The organism is Enterococcus sp. ZJ1622 (assembly GCF_011038845.1).
In the GTDB taxonomy this organism is placed as follows: Bacteria; Bacillota; Bacilli; order Lactobacillales; family Enterococcaceae; genus Enterococcus_B.
The window spans coordinates 1-25,587 of the sequence record NZ_JAAKDW010000016.1 but is presented as its reverse complement, the minus strand read 5'-3'; the positions used below and the strand labels follow the sequence as shown (position 1 = coordinate 25,587).

The 25,587-nt window shown below is 42.4% G+C and carries 24 protein-coding genes and 2 pseudogenes; 23 read left to right on the top strand and 3 right to left on the bottom strand.

Annotated features, from left to right (window positions below; translation table 11 throughout):
• Positions 1-27 precede the first annotated feature (27 nt).
• Positions 28-246, bottom strand: a complete 219-nt coding sequence (locus G7Y42_RS12950; protein WP_165006620.1) for a cold-shock protein — start codon at positions 244-246, stop codon at positions 28-30.
• 173 nt (positions 247-419) lie between these two features.
• Between G7Y42_RS12950 and G7Y42_RS12945 the strand changes: the two genes are divergently transcribed.
• From G7Y42_RS12945 to G7Y42_RS12865, 18 genes and pseudogenes are all read left to right on the top strand, one after another.
• Complete coding sequence (locus G7Y42_RS12945; protein WP_165006617.1) at positions 420-2,090, top strand: formate--tetrahydrofolate ligase; 1,671 nt, start codon at positions 420-422, stop codon at positions 2,088-2,090.
• 257 nt (positions 2,091-2,347) lie between these two features.
• Positions 2,348-2,734 carry a hypothetical protein gene (locus G7Y42_RS12940; RefSeq protein WP_165006614.1) on the top strand — a complete coding sequence of 129 codons (387 nt, stop codon included), beginning with the start codon at positions 2,348-2,350 and terminating at the stop codon, positions 2,732-2,734.
• On the top strand, positions 2,721-3,419 hold the full coding sequence (locus tag G7Y42_RS12935; protein ID WP_165006611.1) for a CBS domain-containing protein: 699 nt from the start codon (positions 2,721-2,723) through the stop codon (positions 3,417-3,419). The genes G7Y42_RS12940 and G7Y42_RS12935 overlap by 14 nt, the downstream gene beginning before the upstream one ends.
• A gap of 4 nt (positions 3,420-3,423) precedes the next feature.
• Positions 3,424-3,888 carry a signal peptidase II gene (gene lspA, locus G7Y42_RS12930; RefSeq protein WP_165006608.1) on the top strand — a complete coding sequence of 155 codons (465 nt, stop codon included), beginning with the start codon at positions 3,424-3,426 and terminating at the stop codon, positions 3,886-3,888.
• The gene (locus G7Y42_RS12925; RefSeq protein WP_165006605.1) at positions 3,885-4,796 is read left to right on the top strand and encodes an RluA family pseudouridine synthase; all 912 of its coding nucleotides are present in this window, start codon (positions 3,885-3,887) and stop codon (positions 4,794-4,796) included. Before lspA ends, G7Y42_RS12925 begins: the two co-directional genes overlap by 4 nt.
• A 249-nt stretch (positions 4,797-5,045) precedes the next feature.
• The gene (gene pyrR / locus G7Y42_RS12920) at positions 5,046-5,585 is read left to right on the top strand and encodes a bifunctional pyr operon transcriptional regulator/uracil phosphoribosyltransferase PyrR (RefSeq protein ID WP_165006602.1); all 540 of its coding nucleotides are present in this window, start codon (positions 5,046-5,048) and stop codon (positions 5,583-5,585) included.
• 13 nt (positions 5,586-5,598) lie between these two features.
• Positions 5,599-6,882 carry a solute carrier family 23 protein gene (locus tag G7Y42_RS12915; RefSeq protein WP_165006599.1) on the top strand — a complete coding sequence of 428 codons (1,284 nt, stop codon included), beginning with the start codon at positions 5,599-5,601 and terminating at the stop codon, positions 6,880-6,882.
• A gap of 12 nt (positions 6,883-6,894) precedes the next feature.
• Positions 6,895-7,821 (top strand): aspartate carbamoyltransferase catalytic subunit, encoded by a 927-nt coding sequence (locus G7Y42_RS12910; RefSeq protein WP_165006596.1) that lies wholly within the window; start codon positions 6,895-6,897, stop codon positions 7,819-7,821.
• Between the two features lie 18 nt (positions 7,822-7,839).
• The gene (locus tag G7Y42_RS12905) at positions 7,840-9,120 is read left to right on the top strand and encodes a dihydroorotase (RefSeq protein WP_165006593.1); all 1,281 of its coding nucleotides are present in this window, start codon (positions 7,840-7,842) and stop codon (positions 9,118-9,120) included.
• Positions 9,121-9,124: 4 nt separating this feature from the next.
• Complete coding sequence (locus tag G7Y42_RS12900) at positions 9,125-10,201, top strand: carbamoyl phosphate synthase small subunit (RefSeq protein ID WP_165006590.1); 1,077 nt, start codon at positions 9,125-9,127, stop codon at positions 10,199-10,201.
• A gap of 1 nt (position 10,202) precedes the next feature.
• Positions 10,203-13,388, top strand: a complete 3,186-nt coding sequence (gene carB, locus G7Y42_RS12895) for a carbamoyl-phosphate synthase large subunit (protein WP_165038295.1) — start codon at positions 10,203-10,205, stop codon at positions 13,386-13,388.
• Positions 13,389-13,497: 109 nt separating this feature from the next.
• Complete coding sequence (locus G7Y42_RS12890; protein WP_165006584.1) at positions 13,498-14,274, top strand: dihydroorotate dehydrogenase electron transfer subunit; 777 nt, start codon at positions 13,498-13,500, stop codon at positions 14,272-14,274.
• Complete coding sequence (locus G7Y42_RS12885; RefSeq protein WP_165006581.1) at positions 14,274-15,200, top strand: dihydroorotate dehydrogenase; 927 nt, start codon at positions 14,274-14,276, stop codon at positions 15,198-15,200. Before G7Y42_RS12890 ends, G7Y42_RS12885 begins: the two co-directional genes overlap by 1 nt.
• Positions 15,197-15,901, top strand: a pseudogene (gene pyrF, locus G7Y42_RS15055) (orotidine-5'-phosphate decarboxylase); the annotation flags it as partial. The gene G7Y42_RS12885 and the pseudogene pyrF, both read left to right, overlap by 4 nt.
• A gap of 6 nt (positions 15,902-15,907) precedes the next feature.
• The gene (pyrE, locus tag G7Y42_RS15050) at positions 15,908-16,543 is read left to right on the top strand and encodes an orotate phosphoribosyltransferase (protein WP_241161963.1); all 636 of its coding nucleotides are present in this window, start codon (positions 15,908-15,910) and stop codon (positions 16,541-16,543) included.
• 220 nt (positions 16,544-16,763) lie between these two features.
• The gene (locus G7Y42_RS12875) at positions 16,764-17,405 is read left to right on the top strand and encodes a YfbR-like 5'-deoxynucleotidase (RefSeq protein ID WP_165006575.1); all 642 of its coding nucleotides are present in this window, start codon (positions 16,764-16,766) and stop codon (positions 17,403-17,405) included.
• A 29-nt stretch (positions 17,406-17,434) separates the two neighbouring features.
• Positions 17,435-18,139: a carbonic anhydrase family protein gene (locus G7Y42_RS12870; RefSeq protein WP_165006572.1), complete on the top strand. Its 705-nt coding sequence runs from the start codon at positions 17,435-17,437 to the stop codon at positions 18,137-18,139.
• Positions 18,136-19,038, top strand: a complete 903-nt coding sequence (locus tag G7Y42_RS12865; RefSeq protein ID WP_165006569.1) for a LysR family transcriptional regulator — start codon at positions 18,136-18,138, stop codon at positions 19,036-19,038. Before G7Y42_RS12870 ends, G7Y42_RS12865 begins: the two co-directional genes overlap by 4 nt.
• 117 nt (positions 19,039-19,155) lie before the next feature.
• Here the strand turns inward: G7Y42_RS12865 and efbA are convergent, their stop codons facing one another.
• Positions 19,156-20,859, bottom strand: a complete 1,704-nt coding sequence (efbA, locus tag G7Y42_RS12860; protein WP_165006566.1) for a fibronectin-binding protein EfbA — start codon at positions 20,857-20,859, stop codon at positions 19,156-19,158.
• Between the two features lie 206 nt (positions 20,860-21,065).
• Between efbA and G7Y42_RS12855 the strand changes: the two genes are divergently transcribed.
• From G7Y42_RS12855 to G7Y42_RS12835, 5 genes are all read left to right on the top strand, one after another.
• Entirely contained in the window at positions 21,066-21,713 is a 648-nt protein-coding gene (locus G7Y42_RS12855) for a hypothetical protein (protein ID WP_165006694.1), read from the top strand.
• A gap of 218 nt (positions 21,714-21,931) precedes the next feature.
• Entirely contained in the window at positions 21,932-23,413 is a 1,482-nt protein-coding gene (locus tag G7Y42_RS12850; protein ID WP_165006563.1) for a primase C-terminal domain-containing protein, read from the top strand.
• A gap of 54 nt (positions 23,414-23,467) precedes the next feature.
• Positions 23,468-23,761: a type III secretion system protein PrgR gene (locus G7Y42_RS12845; protein WP_165006560.1), complete on the top strand. Its 294-nt coding sequence runs from the start codon at positions 23,468-23,470 to the stop codon at positions 23,759-23,761.
• Between the two features lie 545 nt (positions 23,762-24,306).
• A complete protein-coding gene (locus G7Y42_RS12840; protein WP_165006557.1) occupies positions 24,307-24,612 on the top strand; it encodes a hypothetical protein in 306 nt (101 codons plus the stop codon).
• 54 nt (positions 24,613-24,666) lie between these two features.
• Complete coding sequence (locus tag G7Y42_RS12835; protein WP_165006553.1) at positions 24,667-25,146, top strand: hypothetical protein; 480 nt, start codon at positions 24,667-24,669, stop codon at positions 25,144-25,146.
• Positions 25,147-25,368: 222 nt separating this feature from the next.
• Here G7Y42_RS12835 and G7Y42_RS12830 read toward each other — a convergent pair.
• A pseudogene (locus G7Y42_RS12830) lies at positions 25,369-25,587 on the bottom strand (integrase core domain-containing protein); the annotation flags it as partial.

Genomic DNA, 25,587 nt, shown 5'->3' with positions numbered 1-25,587 from the left:
TTGCGTAATTGTTTAAGTACTGCTTTTTTATTCAGTCAGCGAATTGCTGACTTTCTTTACATGAGCCGCTTGTGTTCCTCGATTTCCTTCGATGATCTCAAATTCGACCACTTGGTTTTCTTCTAACGACTTGAATCCTTCTTCCTCAATTGCGGTAAAATGGACAAAGATTTCTTCTGTCTCATCGTAACTGATAAATCCATACCCTTTTTTGTTGTCAAACCATTTTACAATTCCTGTGGTCAAATCACTCACGACCTTTCTAAAGTCTGATCATAGCTTATATTATAAAGAGTAATTATAGGTACGTCAAATAAATTAAAAACTTGTTTTTTTTTCGAATAAAAGCGAGTATAATAGTTATATCTTAACGAAAAGAAGTTTATTTTAGTTTAAAGTTCGTGAAAAGGGGCGTTTTGATGAAAAGTGATCTGCAAATCTCACAAGAAACCAAGCTAAAACCGATAGTTGAAGTAGCTGAGCAAATAAATCTCAGCGAAAAGGATCTGGAATTGTACGGGTCGTATAAAGCAAAGATCAATTTTTCTGCATTGGAAAATTTAAAAGAAAAACAGGATGGCCACTTGATTCTAGTGACCTCGATCAATCCTACTCCTGCAGGGGAAGGGAAGTCCACTATAACGGTAGGACTTGGAGATGCGCTGAACCGGTTGGACAAAAAAGCTGTTATTGCCTTGCGCGAGCCTTCTTTAGGTCCTGTGATGGGTATCAAAGGCGGAGCAGCAGGCGGCGGATACGCACAAGTGTTGCCGATGGAAGATATCAACTTGCATTTTACAGGGGATATGCATGCGATAACGACTGCTAATAATGCGTTATCAGCTCTTTTAGATAATCACATTCATCAAGGGAATGAACTGAAAATCGATGCCAGACGAGTGATTTGGAAACGTGTAGTCGATTTGAATGACCGTGAGCTTCGACAAGTCATCGTAGGTCTTGGCGGCCCGATTCAAGGAGTTCCTAGAGAAGATGGATTTGATATCACTGTTGCGAGTGAAATCATGGCTATTTTATGTCTAGCGGCAGATATCAATGATCTGAAATCACGTTTAGCGCGAATCGTCGTCGGTTATACTTTTGACCGGAAACCAGTGACTGCCGGGGACCTGAAAGTAGAAGGTGCACTTGCTTTATTGTTAAAGGATGCGATCAAACCTAACTTAGTACAGACGATTTATGGTACTCCTGCGTTTATCCATGGCGGACCATTTGCCAACATCGCGCATGGATGCAATAGTATCCTTGCTACGAAGACGGCATTGAAGCTTGGGGATTACGTGGTCACTGAAGCAGGTTTCGGTGCAGACCTTGGCGGCGAAAAATTCTTAGATATCAAAGTGCCTAATCTGAAGAAAGCACCAGATGCAGTGGTGATCGTTGCAACGATCCGAGCATTGAAAATGCATGGCGGTCTGAAAAAAGAGGAGCTGCAAACGGAAAACCTTGAAGCTTTGAAAGCCGGATTCAGCAACTTGAAACGGCATATCAAGAACATGGAGAGCTATCATCTGCCTGTCATCGTTGCAATCAATGAATTTGTTTCAGACACAGAGGAAGAACTCTCTTTACTTGAACAGTTATGTGAGAATCAAGGAGTGATCGCAAAACGGGCAAGTGTGTGGGAGCATGGTGCAGAAGGCGGAATCGAATTAGCGGAAGCTGTGGTACGTCTCATCGACCGAAAAGAAGCAGATTACCGTCCTTTATATCCGCAAGATGCTTCTATCCAAGAAAAGGTCGAAACCATCGTCCAGAAAATCTATGGTGGAAATGGCGTATCTTTCAGTAAGAAAGCGCAAAAACAGATCCATGAATTTACTGCAAATGGGTGGGACAAGCTGCCGATCTGCATGGCAAAAACACAATATTCCTTTTCAGATGACCCACAGCTTCTTGGTGCGCCTGAAGCGTTCACTATTACGATTCGTGAGTTCATCCCTAAATTAGGTGCTGGTTTTCTAGTGGCGCTCACAGGAGATGTAATGACGATGCCGGGATTACCAAAGAAACCAGCTGCATTGAATATGGACGTCACGAACGAAGGAGAAGTTATCGGTTTGTTTTAACCATTGGAAAATAATAGCAAGAGGGTGTGAAGGGATAATTGTCATACCCTCTTTTTCTACATAAAGAGTGTTCCAGTGCTAGATCAGGTCATCAGTACTATGCACGATCAGATTGAAAATATGGGGAGCTGTCTTTATCTGGTCGTCCCCCCTGATTGATGCATAGCAGTTTTTTCATAATCGCTTTTCATCTGAAAGGCTATTTCTTTTTCCTTATTGTATTTTAAGCTATACTAAAGCATAATAGGAGGGGCACGATGAAAATAACATTCACGAGAAAAACAGGTTTTTATGGGATGGGTAGCCCGATTCAGCTTCGGATAAATGATCAAAACCATGTTTCTTTGAATCACGACCAATCCGTACAGATAGAAGCACAGGCGCCTTTTACGATGCAAATCGTTTTTTACTGGCTCAAGAGTCCTGTTTATACGGTGACTGATCCGAAAGAAGCGTACGTCATCACGATGAATCTTCTTGTCTTACAGATCTATCCGTTTTTGTTTTTAGGGACAGCTATCGGGATGTTTTATTGGCAAAATTGGCTCTACAGTTTGGCAGCAGCCGTTTTACTGATAGGATTCTTCTTTTACATAAAGAATCGGACATATGCGATCAAGGAGGAACGTCATGGCAAATTCTGATGTGTTTTTGAGCAGTTTTAACCGAATCGAAAAATGGATGCGTGATGAGATGGGCAACGTGCGCAGTATGGGTTTCACAGAACTGGTACGGCGTTTAGCGCAGAAAAAGCAGTTGATGGTCCGGAAATATGAAGATGATCTTTTACAGATGGCGCAGTTGAGAAATGCCATCGTCCATGACCGGATCGCAGCAGATTTTGTGATCGCAGAACCGAATGAATGGGCCGTCCACAGAATCCAGACGATTGAACGAGAACTGATTCGGCCCGAGACTGTTTTACCACGGTTTGCAAAGCATGTGACTGGGTTTGAACGAGACCTTCCATTGCTAGATTTGCTGAAAACAGCGGCAGAAAAACGTTATTCACAATTCCCGTTATACAGCAGAGGGAAATTCGAAGCGTTGATCACATTGCGGATGATCGGTTTTTGGTTAGCGAAAGAAAGTCAAAACGGGGTCATCGACTTGAAAAATAAAAAAGCAGCAGATTTGATTGTCGAAAACGGCAAATATACCAATTACCGGTTTGTTCCAGCATCTATGCATGTCTACGAGGTCGAGGCGATGTTTCGGGAGCAAGGAACATTGGAAGCTGTCCTGATTACAAGAGACGGCGATCCAAATGGCAATCTTTTGGGAATCATACGTCCTAGAGATATTTATCATCAAGTAGAAAAGGATTGATTTTTTGTTAATTATTTATTGGATTTTCAGCGGGATACTGATTGGGATCGATCAATGGGTGAAATGGTGGATTACTGGGCAACTGGCTCTCGGAGAAACGAGATCAGTCATCCCGGGTGTACTATCATTGAATCATATACGAAATACAGGTGCTGCCTGGAGTATGCTCGAAGGAAAAATGTGGTTTTTCACTGTGGTGACGATCGTTGCCGTAGTCGTGGTTATCACTTTGATGATCAGAAACCGAACGAACGGGAATCGTTGGTTCATGATTGGTTTGAGCTTGATTTTAGCAGGCGCGATCGGTAATTTCATCGATCGAATCCGTCTGGGGTATGTTGTGGATATGTTCCAGACAGACTTTATGAATTTCCCGATTTTTAATGTCGCAGATATTTCGCTGGTTTGCGGCGTGATCTGCATATTGATTTATATTATTTTAGATGAAAAGGAACACGTGAAGAAATGACAGAATTGAATGCAACAATCCATCAGGAGACTGGACGGATCGATAAAGTGTTAACGAGCTTATTTTCCGATTACAGCCGTTCCCAAGTTCAGCTTTGGCTGAAAGAAGGCGCTGTTTTTGTGAATGGGAAAGCCGTAAAAGCAAACTATAAAGTAAAAGCTGAGGATAAGATTCTAGTAGAGATTCCCGAGCCGGAGCCTCTTGACGTAATAGCAGAAGACATTCCTCTAGAGATAGTGTATGAAGATGAATCTGTGGCGGTGATCAATAAACCGCAAGGAATGGTAGTCCATCCTTCCGCAGGGCACACACATGGCACCATGGTCAACGCGCTGATGTATCATATCAAGGATCTTTCCTCGATCAATGGCGTGATTCGTCCTGGAATCGTTCATCGGATCGATAAAGACACATCAGGGTTATTGATGGTCGCAAAAAATGATGAAGCACATGAATCTTTGGCAAAACAGCTGAAAGACAAAACATCTCTGAGAAAATATGTTGCATTAGTCCATGGAGAAATCCCTCACGAAAAAGGGACCATCAATGCGCCGATCGGACGGTCGAAAGTGAATCGGAAAATGCAAGCGATCAGAGAAGACGGAAAACCGGCTGTCACTCATTTTACTGTCTTGGAACGTTTCGATGGTTTCACTCTGGTTGAGTTAAAATTAGAAACAGGTCGTACACACCAAATCCGTGTCCATATGAAATATATTGGGTATCCGTTAGCTGGCGATCCGGTTTATGGACCAAAGAAAACCTTGAAGGGGAATGGGCAGTTTCTTCACGCACAGATGCTTGGTTTCAAGCACCCTGTGACAAATGAAGAAATGGTATTCGAAGCACCACTTCCTGAGCTTTTTGAAAAAACTTTAGAAAAATTGAGAAAAAACATTGCATTTTAATTTAGATAAATGTATAGTGAATAACAACGAAAGCATAATAAAACAAAATCAAAACAAAATAAAGTTCCTTTAAATTTAGTCCCGTGAGGCTAAGAAGGGTGCGAGCAGAACTGACTATGGTGCGCCATAAAGACGTTTGCTCTCTGACAAAGTATAGCTACCAGTGTATCAGTATACTCTCAGTCTAAACATTCCTCCTGTCCTCTTAGGGCAGGAGTTTTTTTATGCATAAAAATGGAGGAGAAAAACATGCAGGCAAAAGAAGTTGTAGATCAAGTAACGATGAAACGGGCATTGACTCGGATCACTTATGAAATCATCGAGCGAAACCACAGCATTCAAGATATCGTGCTAGTCGGGATAAAAACAAGAGGGATATACATCGCAGCAAGAATCGCAGAACGACTGCAGCAGCTGGAAAACATCGAAGTTCCAGTGGGAGAATTGGATATCACTTTGTATCGGGATGACAAGAAAGAAACTCCAGAAGAACCGGAATGGCATTCATCAGATATTCCAGTCTCTCTCGAAGGAAAAGAAGTGATTCTGATCGACGATGTACTGTACACGGGTAGAACCATTCGAGCAGCGATGGATGCAGTGATGGATTTTGGCCGGCCACGAAAAATCTCACTAGCCGTTTTAGTCGATCGAGGACACCGCGAGTTACCGATCCGAGCAGATTATGTTGGGAAAAACATCCCAACATCGAAAGCAGAAGAGATCATTGTCGAGATGCAAGAACTTGACGGTCAAGATCGAATCATGATTATGAAAGAGGAAGAATAGAGGAGAGAGCAGTATGTCAGAAAAGAAAAAATTCCATAACGATAGTGTAGTGTTGGATATTCACGACCGTCCGACACCAGGACATTGGGTAGGACTAAGCCTGCAGCATCTGTTCACGATGTTCGGCGCTACCGTCCTTGTACCGATATTAGTAGGGATCGACCCGGGGATCGCCTTGGTCAGCTCAGGTTTAGGTACACTCGTTTACTTATTCACTACAAAAGGAAAAATCCCTGCTTATCTAGGAAGCAGCTTCGCCTTTATCGCGGCAATGCAGATGCTGATGAAAACAGACGGCTACCCTGCGATTGCACAAGGCGCAGTGACTACTGGTTTGGTTTATCTGATCGTGGCTTTGATCATCAAGAAAATCGGTGCAGCATGGTTAGACAAAATTTTACCGCCAATCGTTGTTGGTCCAGTCATCATGGTTATCGGGCTAGGACTTGCTGCAAATGCTGCGACAAATGCAATGTATAACCAAGGGGAATATGATTTCAAATATATCGCCGTTGCATTGATCACTTTAGGGCTGACGATTTTCTTCAATATGTGGCTGAAAGGCTTTCTTGGTCTGATTCCGATCTTATTAGGAATCATCTGCGGCTACCTTGTCGCTCTGCTATTTGGGATCGTCGATACAAAGCCGATCGTTGACGCAGCATGGTTCGCATTGCCAAACTTCGAAATACCTTTCGTACAATACGAACCGAAATTATACCTTGGTGCAATCACAACGATGGCTCCTATCGCGTTTGTTACGATGACAGAACATATCGGACATTTGATGGTACTGAACAAGCTGACAAAAAGAAATTTCTTTGAAGAACCAGGCTTGCATAAGACGCTGGCTGGGGACGGACTCGCTCAGATCGTTGCTGCATTCGTAGGAGGTCCTCCTGTAACAAGCTACGGTGAAAATATCGGCGTCTTGGCGATCACTCGTGTACACAGCGTATTCGTGATAGGTGGTGCAGCAGTTTTCGCAGTCATCTTAGGATTTGTAGGGAAATTGAGCGCACTGATTCTAAGTATCCCAGGTCCGGTCATCTCAGGGATCAGCTTCATCTTGTTCGGAGTGATTGCAGCAAGCGGGATGAAGATCCTCATCGAGAACAAGATCGATTTTGACAAAAAGAAAAACCTGCTGATCGCATCAGTAATCCTTGTTGTCGGTATCGGCGGACTTGTATTCGAAGTAGGGACATTCACATTATCTGCAATGGCATTAGCAACTGTACTTGGTATCATCTTAAATCTCATCTTACCAGAAACTTCACGTAGCGAAGAAAACTAAGGAGGAATCATCATGATCATCAAATCAGAACGTATCAGTTTAAAACATTTATTGACGGTAGAAGCATTGACAGACCAAGAAGTAATGGGGTTGATCCGCAGAGGACAAGAGTTCAAGCAAGGCGCAAACTGGACACCGCAAAAGCGTCAGTATTTTGCTACAAACCTGTTTTTTGAAAACAGTACGAGAACACACAAAAGCTTCGATGTTGCGGAAAAGAAACTGGGATTGGAAGTCATCGAATTTGAGGCAAGTACCAGCTCGGTCCAAAAGGGAGAAACTTTATATGATACAGTTTTGACCATGTCAGCTTTGGGCGTGGATGTGGCGGTCATCCGACACGGAGATGAAAACTACTATGATGAACTGATCCAAAGCAAAACGATCCAATGCTCCATCATCAATGGCGGAGACGGGAGCGGACAGCATCCTACACAATGTTTGCTTGATTTGATGACTATTTATGAAGAATTCGGACATTTTGACGGATTGAAGGTTGCCATCGTTGGAGATATCACTCACTCGCGTGTAGCTAAATCCAACATGCAGATGCTGAAGCGACTAGGCGCTCAAGTATTCTTCTCCGGTCCGCGTGAATGGTATGATGATGAATTTGAAGTTTACGGGCACTATGTTCCACTGGATGAATTGTTAGACCAAGTAGACGTGATGATGATGCTTCGCGTCCAGCATGAACGTCACGATGGTAAAGAAAGTTTTTCAAAAGAGCGCTATCACCAAGAATACGGCTTGACAGTCGAACGTGCGAAAAAACTGCAAAAACATGCTATCATCATGCATCCGGCACCTGTCAACAGAGACGTGGAATTGGCAGATTCGCTGGTAGAAGGACTGCAGTCACGGATCGTTCAGCAGATGAGCAATGGGGTATTCGTCAGAATGGCTATTTTAGAAGCCGTATTAAATGGAAAAGCGTAAGTACAGGAGGAAGAAAACATGAAAACACTCATTAAAAACGGTCAAATCAGTATCAGAAAAAATGAAACGGCACCCGCAGAAATTTGGATCGAAGAAGGAAAGATCAAAGCAATCGGCACTGGATTTATCGAGACCGAATTTGATGAAGTGTTTGATGCGAAGGGTCAGCTGATCACACCTGGACTAGTAGATGTCCACGTACACTTGAGAGAGCCTGGATTTACATATAAGGAGACGATCGAGGCTGGAACAAAAGCAGCAGCACGCGGTGGCTTTACGACTGTATGTGCAATGCCTAACTTGAATCCCGTGCCTGACACGGCAGAAAAACTGAAACAAGTATATGAAATCATCCAAAAAGATGCAGCAATCAAAGTTCTCCAATATGCGCCAATCACTGAAAATCTGAGAAGTGAAGTTTTAGTGGATCAAGAAGCACTGATCAAAGAAGGTGCGTTTGCCTTCACTAATGACGGTGTTGGTGTCCAGACAGCCGGTACGATGTATCTGGCTATGAAAGAAGCGGCTAAAAACAACAAAGCGCTCGTAGCGCACACGGAAGATGAATCCCTATTGTTCGGAGGAGTCATGCACGCCGGAAAAAGAGCGGATGAACTTGGTTTGCCGGGAATCCTCAGTATCACCGAATCTTCGCAAATCGCCCGCGATCTGCTTTTAGCAGAAGCAACTGGTGTACATTATCATGTCTGCCACGTATCGACAAAAGAGAGTGTCCGCGTGATCAGAGACGCAAAAAAAGCAGGAATCCACGTAACAGCAGAAGTTTCTCCACATCATCTGATCCTTATTGATGAAGACATCCCAGAAGATTTCGGTTTTTGGAAAATGAATCCGCCATTGAGAGAAAAAGAAGATCGTGAAGCGTTGATCGAAGGGCTACTTGATGGGACGATCGACTGTATCGCAACAGACCATGCACCTCACGGACTAGAAGAAAAGAGCAAAAGCTTTTTAGAGTCACCATTCGGGATCGTAGGAAGCGAAACGGCTTTCCAGTTGATCTACACCCATTTCGTAGAGACAGGTAGATTTACTCTGGAACAAGTGATCGATTGGATGGCAGTCAAACCGGCTGAGATCTTTGAGCTTAATGCAGGGACGCTAACGATTGGTGCACCGGCAGATCTTGCAGTTTTTGACATCGAACACACCAGTACGATCGATAAAAAAGACTTTTTGTCAAAAGGTGAGAACACACCATTTGTCGGATGGAAAGTCAAAGGGGAAACCTTGATGACTTTTGTCGACGGAACACTTGCTTGGCAGAAAGGGGAATAACAGGATGGAACGCTTATTGATTTTAGAAGACGGAACAGTCTTTGAAGGAACAGCATTTGGCGCAGACGCGAATGTCTTTGGTGAAATCGTTTTTACGACAAGTATGACAGGATATCAAGAAACGATCACCGATCAAAGCTTTAATGGACAGATCATCACTTTTACTTATCCGATGGTCGGCAATTACGGCGTGAACAGAGATGATTATGAATCGATCTCGCCGACCTGTAAAGGCGTGGTTGTGAAAGAACACGCAAGAGTGGCTTCGAATTGGCGGAACCAGATGACTCTTGATACATTTTTGAAACAAAAAGGGATACCGGGAATCTCAGGAATCGATACACGTGCACTGACTCGGAAGATTCGTAAAGCCGGTACGATGAAAGCAAGCATCATCGACGCTGGTGATTCGTTTGAGCACGCATTCGACCAATTGAAAGCGACGGTGCTGCCGACAAACCAAGTACAGCAAGTTTCTACCAACAAACCTTATCCGAGTCCTGGAACAGGAAGAAAGGTCGCTGTTGTTGACTTCGGTCTGAAACACAGCATCTTACGCGAATTGAGCAAACGAAATTGCAGTTTGACGGTACTTCCTTATAATACTGATGCAGAAACGATCTTGTCATTATCGCCAGATGGGGTGATGCTGACAAATGGACCAGGCGATCCAAAAGATGTTCCAGAAGCGATCGAAATGATCCGAAAGATCCAAGGGAAAGTGCCGATCTTCGGTATTTGTCTCGGTCATCAGCTGTTTGCTCTGGCAAATGACGCAGATACGTACAAAATGAAATTCGGCCATCGCGGATTGAACCATCCTGTGCGAGAAATCGCTACTGGAAGGATCGATTTCACATCTCAGAATCACGGATACGCTGTCGATGAGCAGACGATCGATCCAGAGAAACTGATGGTCACCCATGTGGAAGTCAATGACGGAACAGTGGAAGGTATCCGGCACCGGAATTACCCAGCTTTCAGCGTTCAGTTCCATCCGGACGCTGCGCCAGGACCGCACGATGCCTTGCACTTGTTTGATGAATTTATGGAAATGATGGATGCAGGAAAGGAGCAGTAACATGCCAAAACGTACAGATATCAAAAAAATCATGGTGATTGGATCTGGTCCGATCATTATCGGACAAGCAGCAGAGTTCGATTATGCTGGGACACAAGCTTGTCTTGCCTTGAAAGAAGAAGGGTACGAAGTCGTACTGGTAAACTCCAATCCTGCAACGATCATGACAGATAAAGAAATTGCAGATCAAGTCTACATCGAACCAATCACGCTGGAATTTGTTTCCCGGATCTTACGAAAAGAGCGCCCAGATGCCTTGCTTCCTACTTTGGGAGGACAAACTGGATTGAACATGGCAATGGAACTCGCTGAATCAGGGATCTTAGAGGAACTGGATATCGAACTTCTGGGGACCAAGCTATCAGCGATTGATCAGGCAGAAGATCGGGATCTATTTAAAAAACTGATGGAAGAGCTGAACCAGCCTATCCCTGAATCAGAAATCGTCAACACAGTAGAAGAAGCGGTAGCCTTTGCTAATACTATCGGCTATCCAGTCATCGTACGTCCCGCATTCACACTTGGCGGAACCGGCGGAGGAATGTGTGAAAACGAAGAAGAGCTGCGAGTAGTTGCAGAAAACGGCTTGAGCTTGTCACCAGCTACTCAATGTTTGATCGAGCGAAGCATTGCAGGTTTTAAAGAAATCGAATACGAAGTGATGAGAGATTCTGCAGACAATGCAATCGTTGTGTGTAATATGGAGAATTTCGATCCAGTGGGTATCCATACCGGTGATTCGATCGTTTTCGCACCAAGCCAGACATTATCAGATCACGAATATCAAATGCTGCGAGATGCGTCGCTTTCGATCATCCGCGCCTTGAAAATCGAAGGCGGCTGCAATGTTCAGCTGGCATTAGATCCTCACAGTTTCAACTATTACGTCATTGAAGTAAATCCTCGTGTTTCCCGCTCTTCCGCATTAGCAAGCAAAGCAACTGGCTATCCGATCGCGAAGCTAGCGGCAAAAATCGCGTTGGGCTTGACGCTTGATGAAATGAAAAACCCGGTAACTGGTACGACTTTTGCGGAGTTCGAACCTGCCTTGGACTATGTGGTAGCTAAAATACCGCGTTGGCCATTCGATAAATTCGAACACGGGGAACGCTTGTTAGGAACGCAAATGAAGGCGACTGGAGAAGTCATGGCTATCGGGCGGACGATCGAGGAATCGTTGCTGAAAGCTGTTCGTTCCTTAGAAATCGGTACGTTCCATATCGAGTTACCGGAATTAGAAAAAGCCAGCGACGAAGAATTGATTGAAAAAACAGTCCGAGCGCAAGATGACCGGCTCTTTTATCTAGCAGAAGCGATCCGTAGAGGTTATTCGATCGAAGAATTAGCTGAATTGACGAAGATCGATTTGTTTTTCCTAGATAAGATTTTGCATATCGTTGAATTAGAACAGGCATTAAAACAAGCCCCACAAGATTCTGGTCTGTTGAAAGAAGCCAAACAAAACGGCTTTACAGATCAAAAAATCGCCTCTTTGTGGCATACAACCGTGCAGAAGATCCGTGAAATCAGGGAAGCGAACAAAATCAAACCAGTATACAAGATGGTCGATACCTGTGCCGCAGAATTTGAATCCAATACGCCTTATTATTACAGTTCCTATGAACACGAAAATGAAAGCAGTCGTTCAGAGAAGCCTTCAGTTTTAGTACTAGGATCGGGTCCGATCCGCATAGGACAAGGGGTGGAATTCGATTATGCGACAGTGCACTCCGTGAAAGCGATCCAACAAGCAGGATATGAAGCAATCATCATGAACAGCAATCCAGAAACGGTGTCAACTGATTTTTCGATCTCAGATAAATTATATTTCGAGCCGCTGACTTTTGAAGATGTCATGAATGTGATCGAATTAGAGCAGCCGATCGGTGTGATCGTGCAATTCGGCGGACAAACAGCGATCAATCTGGCAGAACCATTAGCAAAAGCCGGGGTAAAAATCCTGGGAACCTCGATCGAAGACTTGGATCGCGCGGAAAACCGCGATTTATTCGAACAGGCATTGCAAAAACTGCAGGTGCCTCAACCATTAGGTGATACAGCTACGAGTAAGGAAGAGGCAGTGAGTATCGCTGCAAGAATCGGTTATCCGGTCCTTGTACGACCAAGCTATGTTTTAGGCGGTCGCGCGATGGAAATCGTTGAGAACCAGCGAGATTTGGAAGATTATATGGAAAATGCAGTTAAAGCATCTCCAGAACATCCTGTATTAATCGATCGTTATCTGATCGGAAGTGAATGCGAAGTAGATGCGATCTGTGACGGAGAGACTGTACTGATACCTGGGATCATGGAACATATCGAACGTGCAGGCGTCCATTCCGGAGATTCGATGGCAGTCTATCCTCCACAGGCACTTTCCGAACAACTCAAGAAAACGATCGAAGACTACACGATCCGGTTAGCATTAGGATTGAACTGTGTAGGAATGATGAATATCCAATTCGTTATCCATGAAAATGAAGTGTATGTGATCGAAGTCAATCCCCGCGCTAGCCGAACGGTTCCTTTCTTAAGTAAAGTGACAGGAATTCCAATGGCACAGATTGCGACAAAAGCAATCTTGGGTGAAAAGCTGGAAGACCTAGGTTATGTAAATGACCTGTATCCTGAAGCTCAAGGTGTCCATGTCAAAGCACCGGTATTTTCTTTCACGAAATTACAGAAGGTCGACACCTACTTAGGTCCTGAAATGAAATCTACTGGTGAAGTCATGGGTTCGGATCACAATCTGGATAAAGCATTATACAAAGCATTCGAAGCATCTGGTCTGCGTCTTCCTGAGTATGGAGCAGTTCTGTTTACGATTGCAGATGAGACGAAAGAAGAAGCCTTGGCCTTAGCAAGACGCTTTGCTGAAATCGGCTATAGCTTACTGGGAACGAAAAACACCGCCACTTACTTCAAGGAGCATGGCTTAGTCGTTACAACAGTTGCGAAAATCTCTGAAAATGCTGCAGAAAAAAATGTCGTTGAACTGATCCGGGAAGGAAAAGCGCAAGTAGTCGTCAATACGATCGACAAAGATCGCGGAAATGCCTCTAAAGACGGTTTTATCATACGACGAGAAGCGGTAGAACATGGTACGCCATTGTTCACTTCTTTAGATACCGCAGATGCGATCTTACGGGTGATGGAATCCAGAGCATTCTCAACGAAGGCGATTTGATTTTTCGAGTAACAAGTAAAAAGAAGGAGCAGCGTCCGTCAGACGGTCACGGCTCCTTCCCTTATAGTATCTGAAAAAAGCTGTAAAAGTGATGGAAGGAGAGGAAACAATGAAACAGGAGATCATGAAAATCCTTCAGCAAAAACAATTGGCTCCCCGCATTTTTGAACTTACATTAGAAGGCGATTTAGTACAGGAAATGAGAAAACCAGGACAATTCCTTCATATCCGCGTTCCAAGAGCAGATCTTCTGCTTCGAAGACCGATCAGTTTGAACAGTTTTGATCGCGATAACAACACGTGTCGAATCATCTATCGAGTCGAAGGTGACGGAACAAAGGAATTTGCGAAACTTGAGGCAGGCGATCATCTAGATGTGATGGGACCATTAGGCAACGGGTTCGATTTGGCCGGTTTATCAGCTGGTGATCAGGTGTTCGTCGTGGGCGGAGGGATCGGTGTCCCGCCGCTTTATGAACTATCAAAACAGCTGACACATCTTGGCGTGAAAGTGACCCATTTTTTAGGTTTTGCTTCAAAGGAAGTCGTTTACTATGAAGAAGAATTTCGAGACCTTGGCGAGACAAGGGTCGCAACAGATGACGGGACACATGGACTCCATGGAAATGTCGGAAATCTATTGATGGGGACCGAAGAAACGCCGGCTGCGGTATTTGCTTGCGGGTCGAATGGTTTACTGAAAACAGTTGAACAGCTTTTTTCTACCTATCAAAACGTACAGCTTTCTTTAGAATCACGAATGGCATGTGGCATCGGGGCTTGTTATGCTTGTGTCTGTCATAAGCCTGAAGATGAGACGGGGACGAAAAGTGTGAAAGTTTGTGATGAGGGACCTATCTTTAAAGTAGGAGAGGTGGTTATATAATGGATCGTTTAGCGGTAAATCTCCCCGGACTGCAATTAAAAAATCCGATCATGCCTGCAAGTGGCTGCTTTGGTTTTGGAAAAGAATACGGAAAATACTATGATTTGAATCAGCTAGGTTCGATCATGGTGAAAGCAACTACGCCGCAAGCCAGATTTGGCAATCCAACGCCTCGAGTCGCTGAAACTCCCTCTGGCATGCTGAATGCTATCGGTTTACAAAATCCAGGCCTGGATACAGTGATGTCAGACCTTCTTCCGGAATTAGAACAGTACAAGGATTTGCCGATTATTGCAAATGTAGCAGGTGCCTGCGAAGAGGATTATGTGGAAGTTTGTGCAAAGATCGGTGATGCACCAAACGTCAAAGCCATCGAGTTGAATATTTCCTGTCCGAATGTCCGGCATGGCGGTATCGCATTCGGAACTGACCCAGAAGTCGCTTTTCAGTTGACGCAAGCGGTCAAGAAAGTGGCAAAGGTACCAGTCTATGTCAAGCTATCGCCAAACGTTACGGACATCGTTCCAATCGCTCAAGCAATCGAATCTGGCGGCGCAGACGGATTTACGATGATCAATACCTTACTTGGCATGAGAATCGACTTGAAGACGAAAAAACCGATCTTAGCCAATCAAACAGGAGGACTATCCGGACCTGCGATCAAGCCAGTTGCTATCCGTTTGATCCATCAGGTTGCAGGAGTCACGAAATTGCCAATCATAGGAATGGGCGGTGTGCAGACCGTCGATGACGTGCTAGAGATGTTTATGGCTGGTGCCAGTGCAGTAGCAGTAGGGACAGCGAATTTCACTGATCCTTACATCTGTCCGAAACTGATCGAAGCTTTACCGGAGCGCATGAGCGAATTAGGGATCGAGTCTTTGGAACAATTAATCAAAGAAGTAAGAGAGGAACGTGAACAATGAATCGACGACCAATTATTGCATTAGATTTTTCAGCTTGGCAGGAGGTTGAAGCATTTTTAGAGAAGTTTCCAAGTGATGAGAAGTTATTCGTCAAAATCGGCATGGAATTGTTTTATCAGGAAGGTCCAGAGATCGTTCGCTGGCTGAAGGATGCAGGGCACGATGTATTTTTGGATCTAAAACTCCATGATATCCCGAATACGGTAGAAAAAGCCATGCGTGGGCTAGCTAAACTCGGTGTAGACATCACTTGCGTTCATGCAGCAGGCGGTGTCCGTATGATGGAAGCTGCAATGAAAGGTCTAGAGGAAGGAACGCCAGAAGGTAAGAAGCGTCCGTTATTATTAGCAATCACACAGCTAACTTCAACCAGTGAAGAAGAAATGCATCGAGATCAGTTGATCGATGTTCCGCTAGAAAACAGCGTGATCCATTATGCCGAATGTGCGAAGAAAGCTGGGCTGGACGGCGTGGTATCTTCTGCATGGGAAGTCGAAGCAATCAAAAAAGCTGCAGATAATGATTTTATCTGTCTGACACCAGGAATCCGACCAGAAGGGACATCAGCAGGAGACCAGACACGAGTAGTGACCCCAGCACGAGCAAAGGAAATCGGCTCTACCTTTATCGTTGTCGGAAGACCGATCACTCAAGCAGTGGAACCTTACAAAGCGTATCAGCAAATACAAGCAGAATGGAGTCAGGAAATGAACAAGATCGAAGAGACGATTGCAAAAGATCTACTTGAAATAGAAGCCGTATTTTTAAATCCTACACAGCCTTTTACATGGGCAAGCGGAATCAAAAGCCCGATCTATTGTGATAATCGGATCACTATGAGTTATCCGAAAGTCCGAAAAGATATCGCACAAGGATTGGCAAATAAAATCAGACAGGCATTTCCAGACGTGCAGGTGATCGCTGGAACGGCAACAGCGGGGATCCCGCATGCAGCATGGGTAGCAGAAATACTTGATTTGCCGATGGTGTACATTCGCAGTAAAGCAAAAGATCATGGGAAAGGAAACCAGATCGAAGGCCGGATCTTCGAAGGACAGAAAATGGTTGTCATCGAGGACCTGATTTCGACAGGTGGAAGCGTGCTGGAAGCATCTGAAGCGGCAAAACGAGAAGGTGCGGACGTATTAGGTGTAGCAGCCATTTTCACTTATGAATTGCCGAAAGGAAAAGAAAACTTTGACAAATCGGGCCTTCCACTAGTGACTTTGACAAACTATACGACACTTATCGAAGCAGCCTTGCAGGATAACTATATCGATGAGCAGGAATTGTCATTGCTGAAAAGTTGGAAACAAGATCCAGAAAACTGGTTAACAAGATAAAAAATCGTGTCAACTGTTCGTTAGCGATCCTTTTAAATATCAACAAGAAGGCGGGTAGAGATTTCCCGCTTTTTTGTTTAATAAATTTGGTGCATTCCCTAGAAAAACAATCTAGAAGAAAGAACAGAAACATCGAACAAGCAAAGCACAACGATTGTCAAAGTTATTTATTTAATGATATGATATTCGGAAAAAGAAATCTCACTGGGAGGGAACCTTTATGGGATTGAACGAATTTATTTTAGGTCTGAATAATTTGGAGACAATCACGAGAGCACCCGGCTTTTTCAAGTATACGGAGCATACAGTCGCAGCACATTCCTATCGTGTTGCATCCATTGCGCAAGTGCTTGGTGATATCGAAGAAGTGAATGGACAGCCGATCGATTGGAAGCTCCTTTATGAAAAATCATTGAATCATGATTATACCGAACGTTTTATCGGTGATATCAAAACGCCAGTAAAATACGCTAGCAAAGAATTGCGGGGAATGCTTCAGACAGTTGAAGAAAAAATGACGGATGAATTTATCAATCAGGAGATCCCGGAAGAATTCCAGGAAGTCTATCGCCGACGCCTTTTTGAAGGGAAAGATGATACGGTTGAAGGGGAGCTGTTAGCTATTTCTGATAAAGTCGATCTTCTTTATGAATCCTTCGACGAAATCGTCAAAAATAACCCGGAAAAAGTATATAAGGAGATGTTCATCGAAGCAGTAACAACCATCAAAAGTTTTGAACATCGTCCTTCTGTTCAGTACTTCTTTAAGGAAATATTTCCAGAACTATTGAATCAGGAATTTTATGGAAAAGAGGCGTTTCTCGAAACGGTCTCAACGATTGTGAAAAAAACAGAAGAATAAATTCAGCATGAGATGCAGGGGGAATATAGTTGAAAAAGAACATGGATGTCGAATGGAGCTATTCTGGTGAGAGAGGACCCGAACACTGGGCCGAGCTTTGTGACTGGTTTGCAAAAGGTGCGGAGTTTCCATTACAGTCGCCGATTCATTTAGTATCAAGCAGTCCATCTAGTGATCCAAAAGAAACATTGTCTTTTCATTATCAGAAACAGCGATTTACAGATAAAGAATTCAAAAATACGATCCATTTGGTTCCGTTTGACCAATTAAGTTATGTTGAATTCAAGAATCAACGATACTATTTGACGGACATCCATTTCCATCTTCCGTCTGAGCATCTTATCAACGGCCGGCAAGAAGATATCGAGTTCCATTTTGTCCATATGAATGCCCAGAAAGAGAACCTCGTTGTCGGGGCGATGTATCAGCTGGCAGAAAATGAAGGCTGGCTGTATGATCGTGACAATGGCGATAGCTGGAACCTGGAACAGCACGAACACTGGACGAATCCTGAGATTTTCTTTCCGAAAAAAAGGAGTCACTTCCATTATGTTGGTTCATTGACGACACCACCGACAAGCGGCCCGATCCAGTGGTTCGTGATGGATCAGGTCGGGAAATTGAATAAAGAGTTTCTCCTTCCGTTCAAGGGACAATATGCACAGCCGAACAACCGGCCGTTGCAGCCATTGAATGGAAGAAAAATCGATTATTTCGAGGGGATCAGCCAGTGAATATCCAGCAAATGAAGTATGTGATCGCTGTAGCGAACAATGGGAGTTTCAGAGAAGCCGCAAAAAAATTATATGTTTCTCAGCCAAGCCTGTCAGCCGGAATCAGAGAACTGGAGACGGAATTGGGTATCACGATATTCACTCGCACGAATCGGGGCGCTTATCTAACAGAAGAAGGACAAGCCTTTTTGAAACGTGCCGAGCGGATTTTAGTGCAGCTGGATGCCTTAGAAAGCTATTACCTCACAAGTGAGAAACGAGAAAGCTTTTCGATCGCTTCTCAGCACTATGATTTTTTAGGCCCGCTGACGGCTAAGCTGATCGAAACGTTTAAAGCAGAAGTCAAACAGTTCCGCATCATGGAAACGACAACTGCGACGGTCATCGAAGAAGTGAAGCAGCAGCAGAGTGAATTGGGGATTCTCTATATGAACGACCATAACCGTGCAGGCATCAAGCGATACTTAGAACAAGGCGAATTAGTTGCCCAGTCTCTAGGGACGTTCAAAACACATATTTTTCTCAGACAAGGCCATCCGCTCGCACAGCGGCAAGAAATAAAAAAAGAAGAACTCGCCGCTTTCCCGCAGGTTCGTTTTACGCAAGACGGCAGCAATTTTCCTTATTTTTATGAAGATCTGATTGAGATCCCAGAGCAAGAATCCGTGATCTATACAAGTGATCGCGGTACGCTGATGAATATTGTCTTGGAAACCAATGCTTACGCCTCTGGTTCAGGGATCGTTATCGGAGAAATCAAGGAATACTTGCGATTGATTCCTTTGGCTGATGGTCCGATGAATGAACTTTACGTCATTTATTCTGCCAAACAGCCATTGAGTGAGATCGCAAAGCAATTCATCCTGAGTTTGCAACATGTGATGAAACAAATGAAGTAAATATGTGCGTTTGACTGAAATATCCAGCAGCTTATCTGTATGAATACAAAAAACGATCGCCAGAAGTAATGTTTCTTTTACTTCTTGACGACCGTTTTTCTGTTTACTAAAGAAAAATCATTCTTTTTTCATTGATTGGATCTTTTCTTCTACGGGTGTCACGATGATTGTTTTCTGATTTTCGTAGATAACGTAACCAGGTTTTGCACCATTTGGCTTGCGGATATGTCTGACTTGGACCAAATCGACTGGTACCTGTGCAGAGTATCGGTATTTTGAAAAGTAAGCCGCTAGTTCTGCAGCTTCAGTGATCGTTTCATCTGAAGGCTGTTCACTTTTGATGATGACATGCGAACCAGGGATATTCTTTGCATGAAGCCAATAATCTGTTTTTTTGGCTGTTTTCATCGTTAACTGATCATTTTGCAGATTGTTTTTTCCGACCAAGATCACTGTACCATCAGAAGAAAGGTATTGATCGGGCTGCGAAGGTTTCTTTTTCTTTTGTTTTTTCTGTGTCTTCTTTTTCAGATAGCCCTCAGCAGTCAGTTCTTCCTTGATCACTTCGATATCCATTGGTCCGGCGATCTCCAGCTGAGAAAGAACAGATTCGAGATACTGGATCTCATCCTTTGCTTCTTGGATCTGTTTTCCGACCAGTTTCACCGCATTTTTCAGTTTCTGATAGCGATGGAAATATTTCTGGGCATTTTGATTAGGTGATAATGCAGGATCAAGCTTGATGGTCAGCGGACGGTCTTCTTCATAATAATTCGGTAATGTCACTTCTGATGCACCACGAGGGACTTGTGTCATGAAAGTAGTCAGTAATTCTCCGTCTCTTCGGTAATCCTCGGCATTTTCAGATTCTTTCAAGGTTTGTTCGCGTTTTTCGAGTTTGGTTCGGTTACGCTTCAGCTCGTTCTCGATTTTTCGGATCAGTTCGCCGCCTTGTTGTTTTGCTCGGTCTTTTTCTGCTTTTTCATGATAATAAGCATCGAGCAATGCGCTAAGCGTTGGATAGGTTTGTGTGTCTACAGCTTCTTGTGCAAAAAACGGATAGGGAATCGGTGTAAAGTATTCTTTCTTTTCCAGCTCATAATATGAAGGAGTTGGCGAAGTCGCTACCGCAGAGAAGAATTCTTGCCAAACCAACATTTTTTCATTCGGCTGTTTTGTTAAACGGTCAACGAGTTCTTGAGCGGTATCAAAACCAAGTCCTTGGAATTGCTGCTGAAGTGTTTTTGGTGTCAGCTCTGTTTGTGATAAACGCTGGAAGACTTTTTCTTTGTCTGTACTGAATGGGTTGAGTTGTTCTTGCTTAGGCGGCTCGATATATTCGACGCCGGGAAGCAGTGAACGATACGTATTTTGGGAACTGCCGATATGCTTGATCGCATCTAGGATCTTTCCGGTCTTGCGATTGACTAATACGATCGTACTATGGCGTCCCATCAGCTCAACAATCAAAATGATATTTTGCAAGTCTCCTAGTTCATCTCGTTTGGCGAAGTGAAAATGGATCACTCGGTCATTATTCATCTGTTCGATTTCTTCTAAGATCGCGCCATCAAGATACTTGCGCAGCATCATGACGAAATTTGGCGGGTTATCCGGATTTTGATACTCGATCTGTGTGATTTGCACACGAGCATAGCTAGGATGTGCGGATAGTAATAAACGATGATTCGTTCCCCGAGAACGGATCACCAGAACAACTTCATTTTCATAAGGCTGGTGGATTTTTGAGATTCGGCCGGATAATAGAGTATCACGCAATTCATTGACCATTGCATGAGTAAATACACCATCAAAGGACATGATTCATTCCTCATTTCTTTTCATAATTATATTCATTATAACGAAAAAACAGCAGAAAGACCAATCTCCGCCAATCTAGTCCATGTATCCACCCTATAATACCCTTATGGAAAAGAAAATGGATCAAAATGAATAAAATGACAGTTTTTTTCGTCGTGCGTGTGTTTTTTGGTATAATAGAGAAAATAAGAGAGAAAGGAAAGAGGCTGTTGGCTATCTGGGAAGAATTCAAATTCAAAATTCAAGGAGCGTATGACCGGTTTTTGTCGGCGTTTGATGCGGATCCAAAAAAATATTTCAGGCGGGTATTCTTCTTTCTTTTTTTATCAGGGATCTTAGCAGCTGCGATGTTTTTCCTGCCAGAAAAAATCAAAGAAGAACAAGTCGAGAGTCTCGTGTATTCTACGATCACTTCCGATCGGCTCCGCCCGTTCGATTACAGCAAAGCAGATCAGACGATTACCGAAAGCAAAGCGATCTCCGTGATGTTCAGTGTGCCAAAAGGGGAAACGTATCAAGAAGTACTTTCGATTTTCGATGATCCGAAGAAAATGAGTGAGTTGAATCGTCCGATCTATTATTATCCGATCGTATCAGATGTTTCTCGGTTAGAAAAGAAATATCAGATTGCCAAAGACCAGGTAACGTTTGTTTTCTTTGATAAAGGAAAAGAAGCAAACCGGATCGTCGCCGGAAAAGGAACGGTGAAAAATCTTTCGGATGAATTGATCCCAGAACTGAACCGTCTGCCTTTAGCCAATATCAAGAAACTCGAATCGGAGTTGTCGGGTGAAACAGCCAGCAGCTTGCCTCAAAACACGGAAACTGAATCTGCAAATAACAATCAGCCTTAAGCTGAACAAAGGAATATATGGACTTACAGATAACAGTTGAATAAAAAAATAAAGTAAGTGTCTAGTTTTTGCCCGAGCGTCAATTTTAAAATTAGAATTTTCTAATGGATGTAGTTCTCTCGAAAAAATTAAATAACAATGATTAAAAACTCTGTGTAAGCAACTTTATACAGAGTTTTTTTGTTTGCTAAATTTTCAAAACAGAAAGGAGAGAAAAAATGCTTAATCTTTTTTTGAAGAATGGATTACGTACTTACAAGTTTAAAAATAGTCGACTAAAGCCGGTAGGCTTTGTTGAAGAAGAAAAGAAAGGCTCGATTTTTATTTATTATTCTAAAGAAGCCTTATCTGTTTCAAGAGGAGTCGTGATTACTTCTATAGAAGCCATTGAAGAACAAGCAGATACAATTACACATTGGACACCAAATGTCTATCGATATGGAGAATACACAGATGAGAAACGTTTAGTTGTTAAAGGACATTTTGAAAAAAATTTACGCCAAATCAATACGTTTGTCGTTGATATCGATTCAAAAGAAAATCACCAAGGAGAAATCATTCTTGCGTGTATCGATCAACTAGGCTATATGCCAACGTTAATTTTAGAATCAGATTTTGGATATCAGGTCTATTTTGTATTAAGTATACCTGCTTATGTCACACGCAAAAGCAATTTTAAAGTGATCGAAGTAGCCAAGCGAATTTCTATGACTATTCGATCACAGCTGGCAAAACAGTTAGTAGGTGTAGATATTGGGTGTAATCATTTTGGTATTGCTCGATTTCCGAATAAAAGAAATATTGTATTTTACGAATCAGAGAATCAGTATTCATTTTCGGAGTGGATCAATTGGTCGATGAAAATAGCCTCTAACCACAGATGTGAAGCAGAAAGAAACGCGAAATTAATTGTTTTTCCTGAGAAGAAAGTATATCGCCAAGTGGATGAACCATGGTTTGATTTGTTACTACGAAAAGCCGACATTATCGGAGGAGAAGGTCGCTTAGGAAGAAACAATGTGATTTTCACCCTTTCTCTTGCCTATTTTTCTTCTGGTTATGGGCAAGAAACTTGCGAGTACAACATGTTTGAATTTAACGAACGCTTGAAAGAGCCATTAGCTGAAAAAGAAGTTGAAACGATTATAAAGAGTGCTTATTCCGGTGATTATCGAGCAGCTCGACGAGATTTTATCTTGGAATTGTGCCAGGAATGGATTGCTCCAGATATCCAAGAGAAAGAGTTATTCATTCAACGTCGTGGATGGTGGAAATTCAAAAAGTCAAGAGATCAACGGAAATATAATCACCAACAAGAATGGAAAACGGATCTCATGAACTACTTAAATCAAGTAGAAGCTCAAGGACAAGGATACATAGAGAGTACAAGAAAAGAACTACAGGAGAAAATTGGAATCCCTACTCGTAGCCTTGATCGACTCTTGAAAGACTTAAAAAAAGAAAATAAGGTATTTTATCGAAGTAAGCGTGGTAAAGGAGGAGGAATTCTATTGATGTCTGTACGATCATTTGTGAAGCAGTGTTTGCAACGTACACGTGAGAAACAACAGGTTTATCTTTCTCGTTTGAAGCAATTGTTCTTGTTAACAAATGAAGAACTAGAAGCGACGATAGTACCTTTTTTAGCAACGTATCGTAGAAGCAAACAATTGAACTTATTTGAAGCTGATACAGGTTAAAAGTAAAATGCGCCAATTGCCTTTTACAGTATATCTATGATAAGGAGGGGGGGCTTGATGGAATTAACGCCTTTATATTTAGAAAGAATTTGTTGTGAAGTGACTTTATTCAATCGCCAGCGATGGAGGGTCTCTCAACGGAAGCTTCAGCGGATTATTGTGGATAATTCAGGAAAGAAGCAAGTAATTGTTACAAGAGAGCTAGGAATTAATGAAGATGCAGAATTATTTTTCACACAAATTAAGTCGATTTTTCTGAATGGAAAGATTGTGGCTTATCGTGGTTGTCCGCAACAACCCTTGATGATTTTACGAGAGCATTACGCAAGAATAAAAGAAACTCATTGACCCGAAAACTAGCCTTTTTTCGTTTGTTAGTTTAGTGAAACTAGCAAAGGAAAAGCTATTGAAAGCAGCACACGGACACGAAGCAGATAGTAATTATTTGTGGGTGGAAGGGATCTCTTGAACTAGAGTTGAACTGAAGCAATACACGTAAACTGGTTTTGATAATTTTTCCAGATCCTTGACAATTGAATACAAACAGAACTTTCTAAGCTGATCAGCGTGCCTATTCGGGGCTTAGGAAGGATAAAACGCCTAAAATAGTACGGCTAGAAGAAGCGGTGCGTTTGGATGGGTGAGGCACACACTAGGAAGGAGAGTTGCGAAGACTCAGCTAGCACGAAAACAAAAGATGACGAGCAATCGTCCGCTCGTTTTCAAGGGAGCGATTCTTTCTTTCTACGAGTTTGAGGTTGCGAACGCTAGAAACCTTGCGAAGCCAGACATTTTGTTTTTCTGTTAACACAAGTAAAAAAGACAAACTAGCAAACGAAAAAAGGCTAGGAAGTTACAAGCGGGAACGTGATGGAAAGAAAGGAATTGACTAAATGACAAATAAAAAGTTAACGAACAAGGAGCAACGACTAAAAATGAAAAGCAAAGGTCCATTAAACACGCAAACGGATGAGCGACGACTGAAGCGAACTCCTTCAGGATTAAACTTTTTCTTAAATAAAAAAGTAATAATTGTGACTATGGATAACAAGCGAATAGAAGGTATTTTAGCTTTTATTTCTACGTACGATATCATGATAAAGCAAATAGACAAAAGTAATCAACGAACAGGGAATTATATGACATTTTTTAAACATGCATTGAAATATGTCCGTTGTGAAGATCTTGATTCTGAGTAAGTATGTTTTTTTGCATTGAAATTCTTGATTTTGTGTAAAAAAGGAGTGGGAAAAATGGATCGTTTATTAGCGATTATGGAACTTTATAAAGAGGGATTCAATGAAAAAGTAAGTATTGGTGAATCCATTGAATATATGGGTGCTAAGTATATTGTTATTCGCATTCTTGAAGTTAAGAAACTTTGGGGTAGTAAGTCTATAAGTTTAACGGTAAAAGTTTTAGTTCAAAATGTTGGAGAACCAAGTAATTATCGTAATTACAAAAAAGAAGCTGTTTTAACTGATCGTTATACCCAATCAAAAGATGATAAGCGAATAATCAAAACAGGAGAAATTATCATTTTTAAGGAAGGGATAGCATATGAAGTAGTGTCTATTAACAGATTTCGTTATGAATTTGTTGATTTAATTGTTGACTATTCTGTTCGATTGATTGTTCCTTGGAGTCAAGAAGAAGTCAATGAAGCATTAAGAGAGGAACGAAAAAGTACATTCAAAGTTTTAGAAGGTGGGAAAGTATGGTTCGTTCCATGAGTCGTGAAGTACGGAAATTCTATAAATTGAAACCATTTTGGGAGATAGCAGAGGTGGCGAAATTAAAATCTACGTAGATGCTGATAAGCTTGAGGAAGAAATTATCTCATTCACTTGAAAAATATGGTGGTGAACATATGAAAGCAAATTTGAAAATTTTAGAACAAGTGTTCCTAGGTAGTGGATAGATGTCAATAAAGTAGACACAAAAAGAGAAGATACTTAAAGACTTTCAAAGTAAAAAGCCTCCTTTTCATTTGGTGTAAGCATATCTAATGTTCCATGAGGACGTTTGGTGTTATAGAATCCTTCAATGTAAGTGAAACAAGCTAACTGTACTTCTTCGATTGAATGAAATGAACGGCGGTTTAATTCTTCTTTTTTCATATATTAAAAAAAGCTTCGGTAACAGCGTTATCCCACGGATAACCTGGTTTAGAA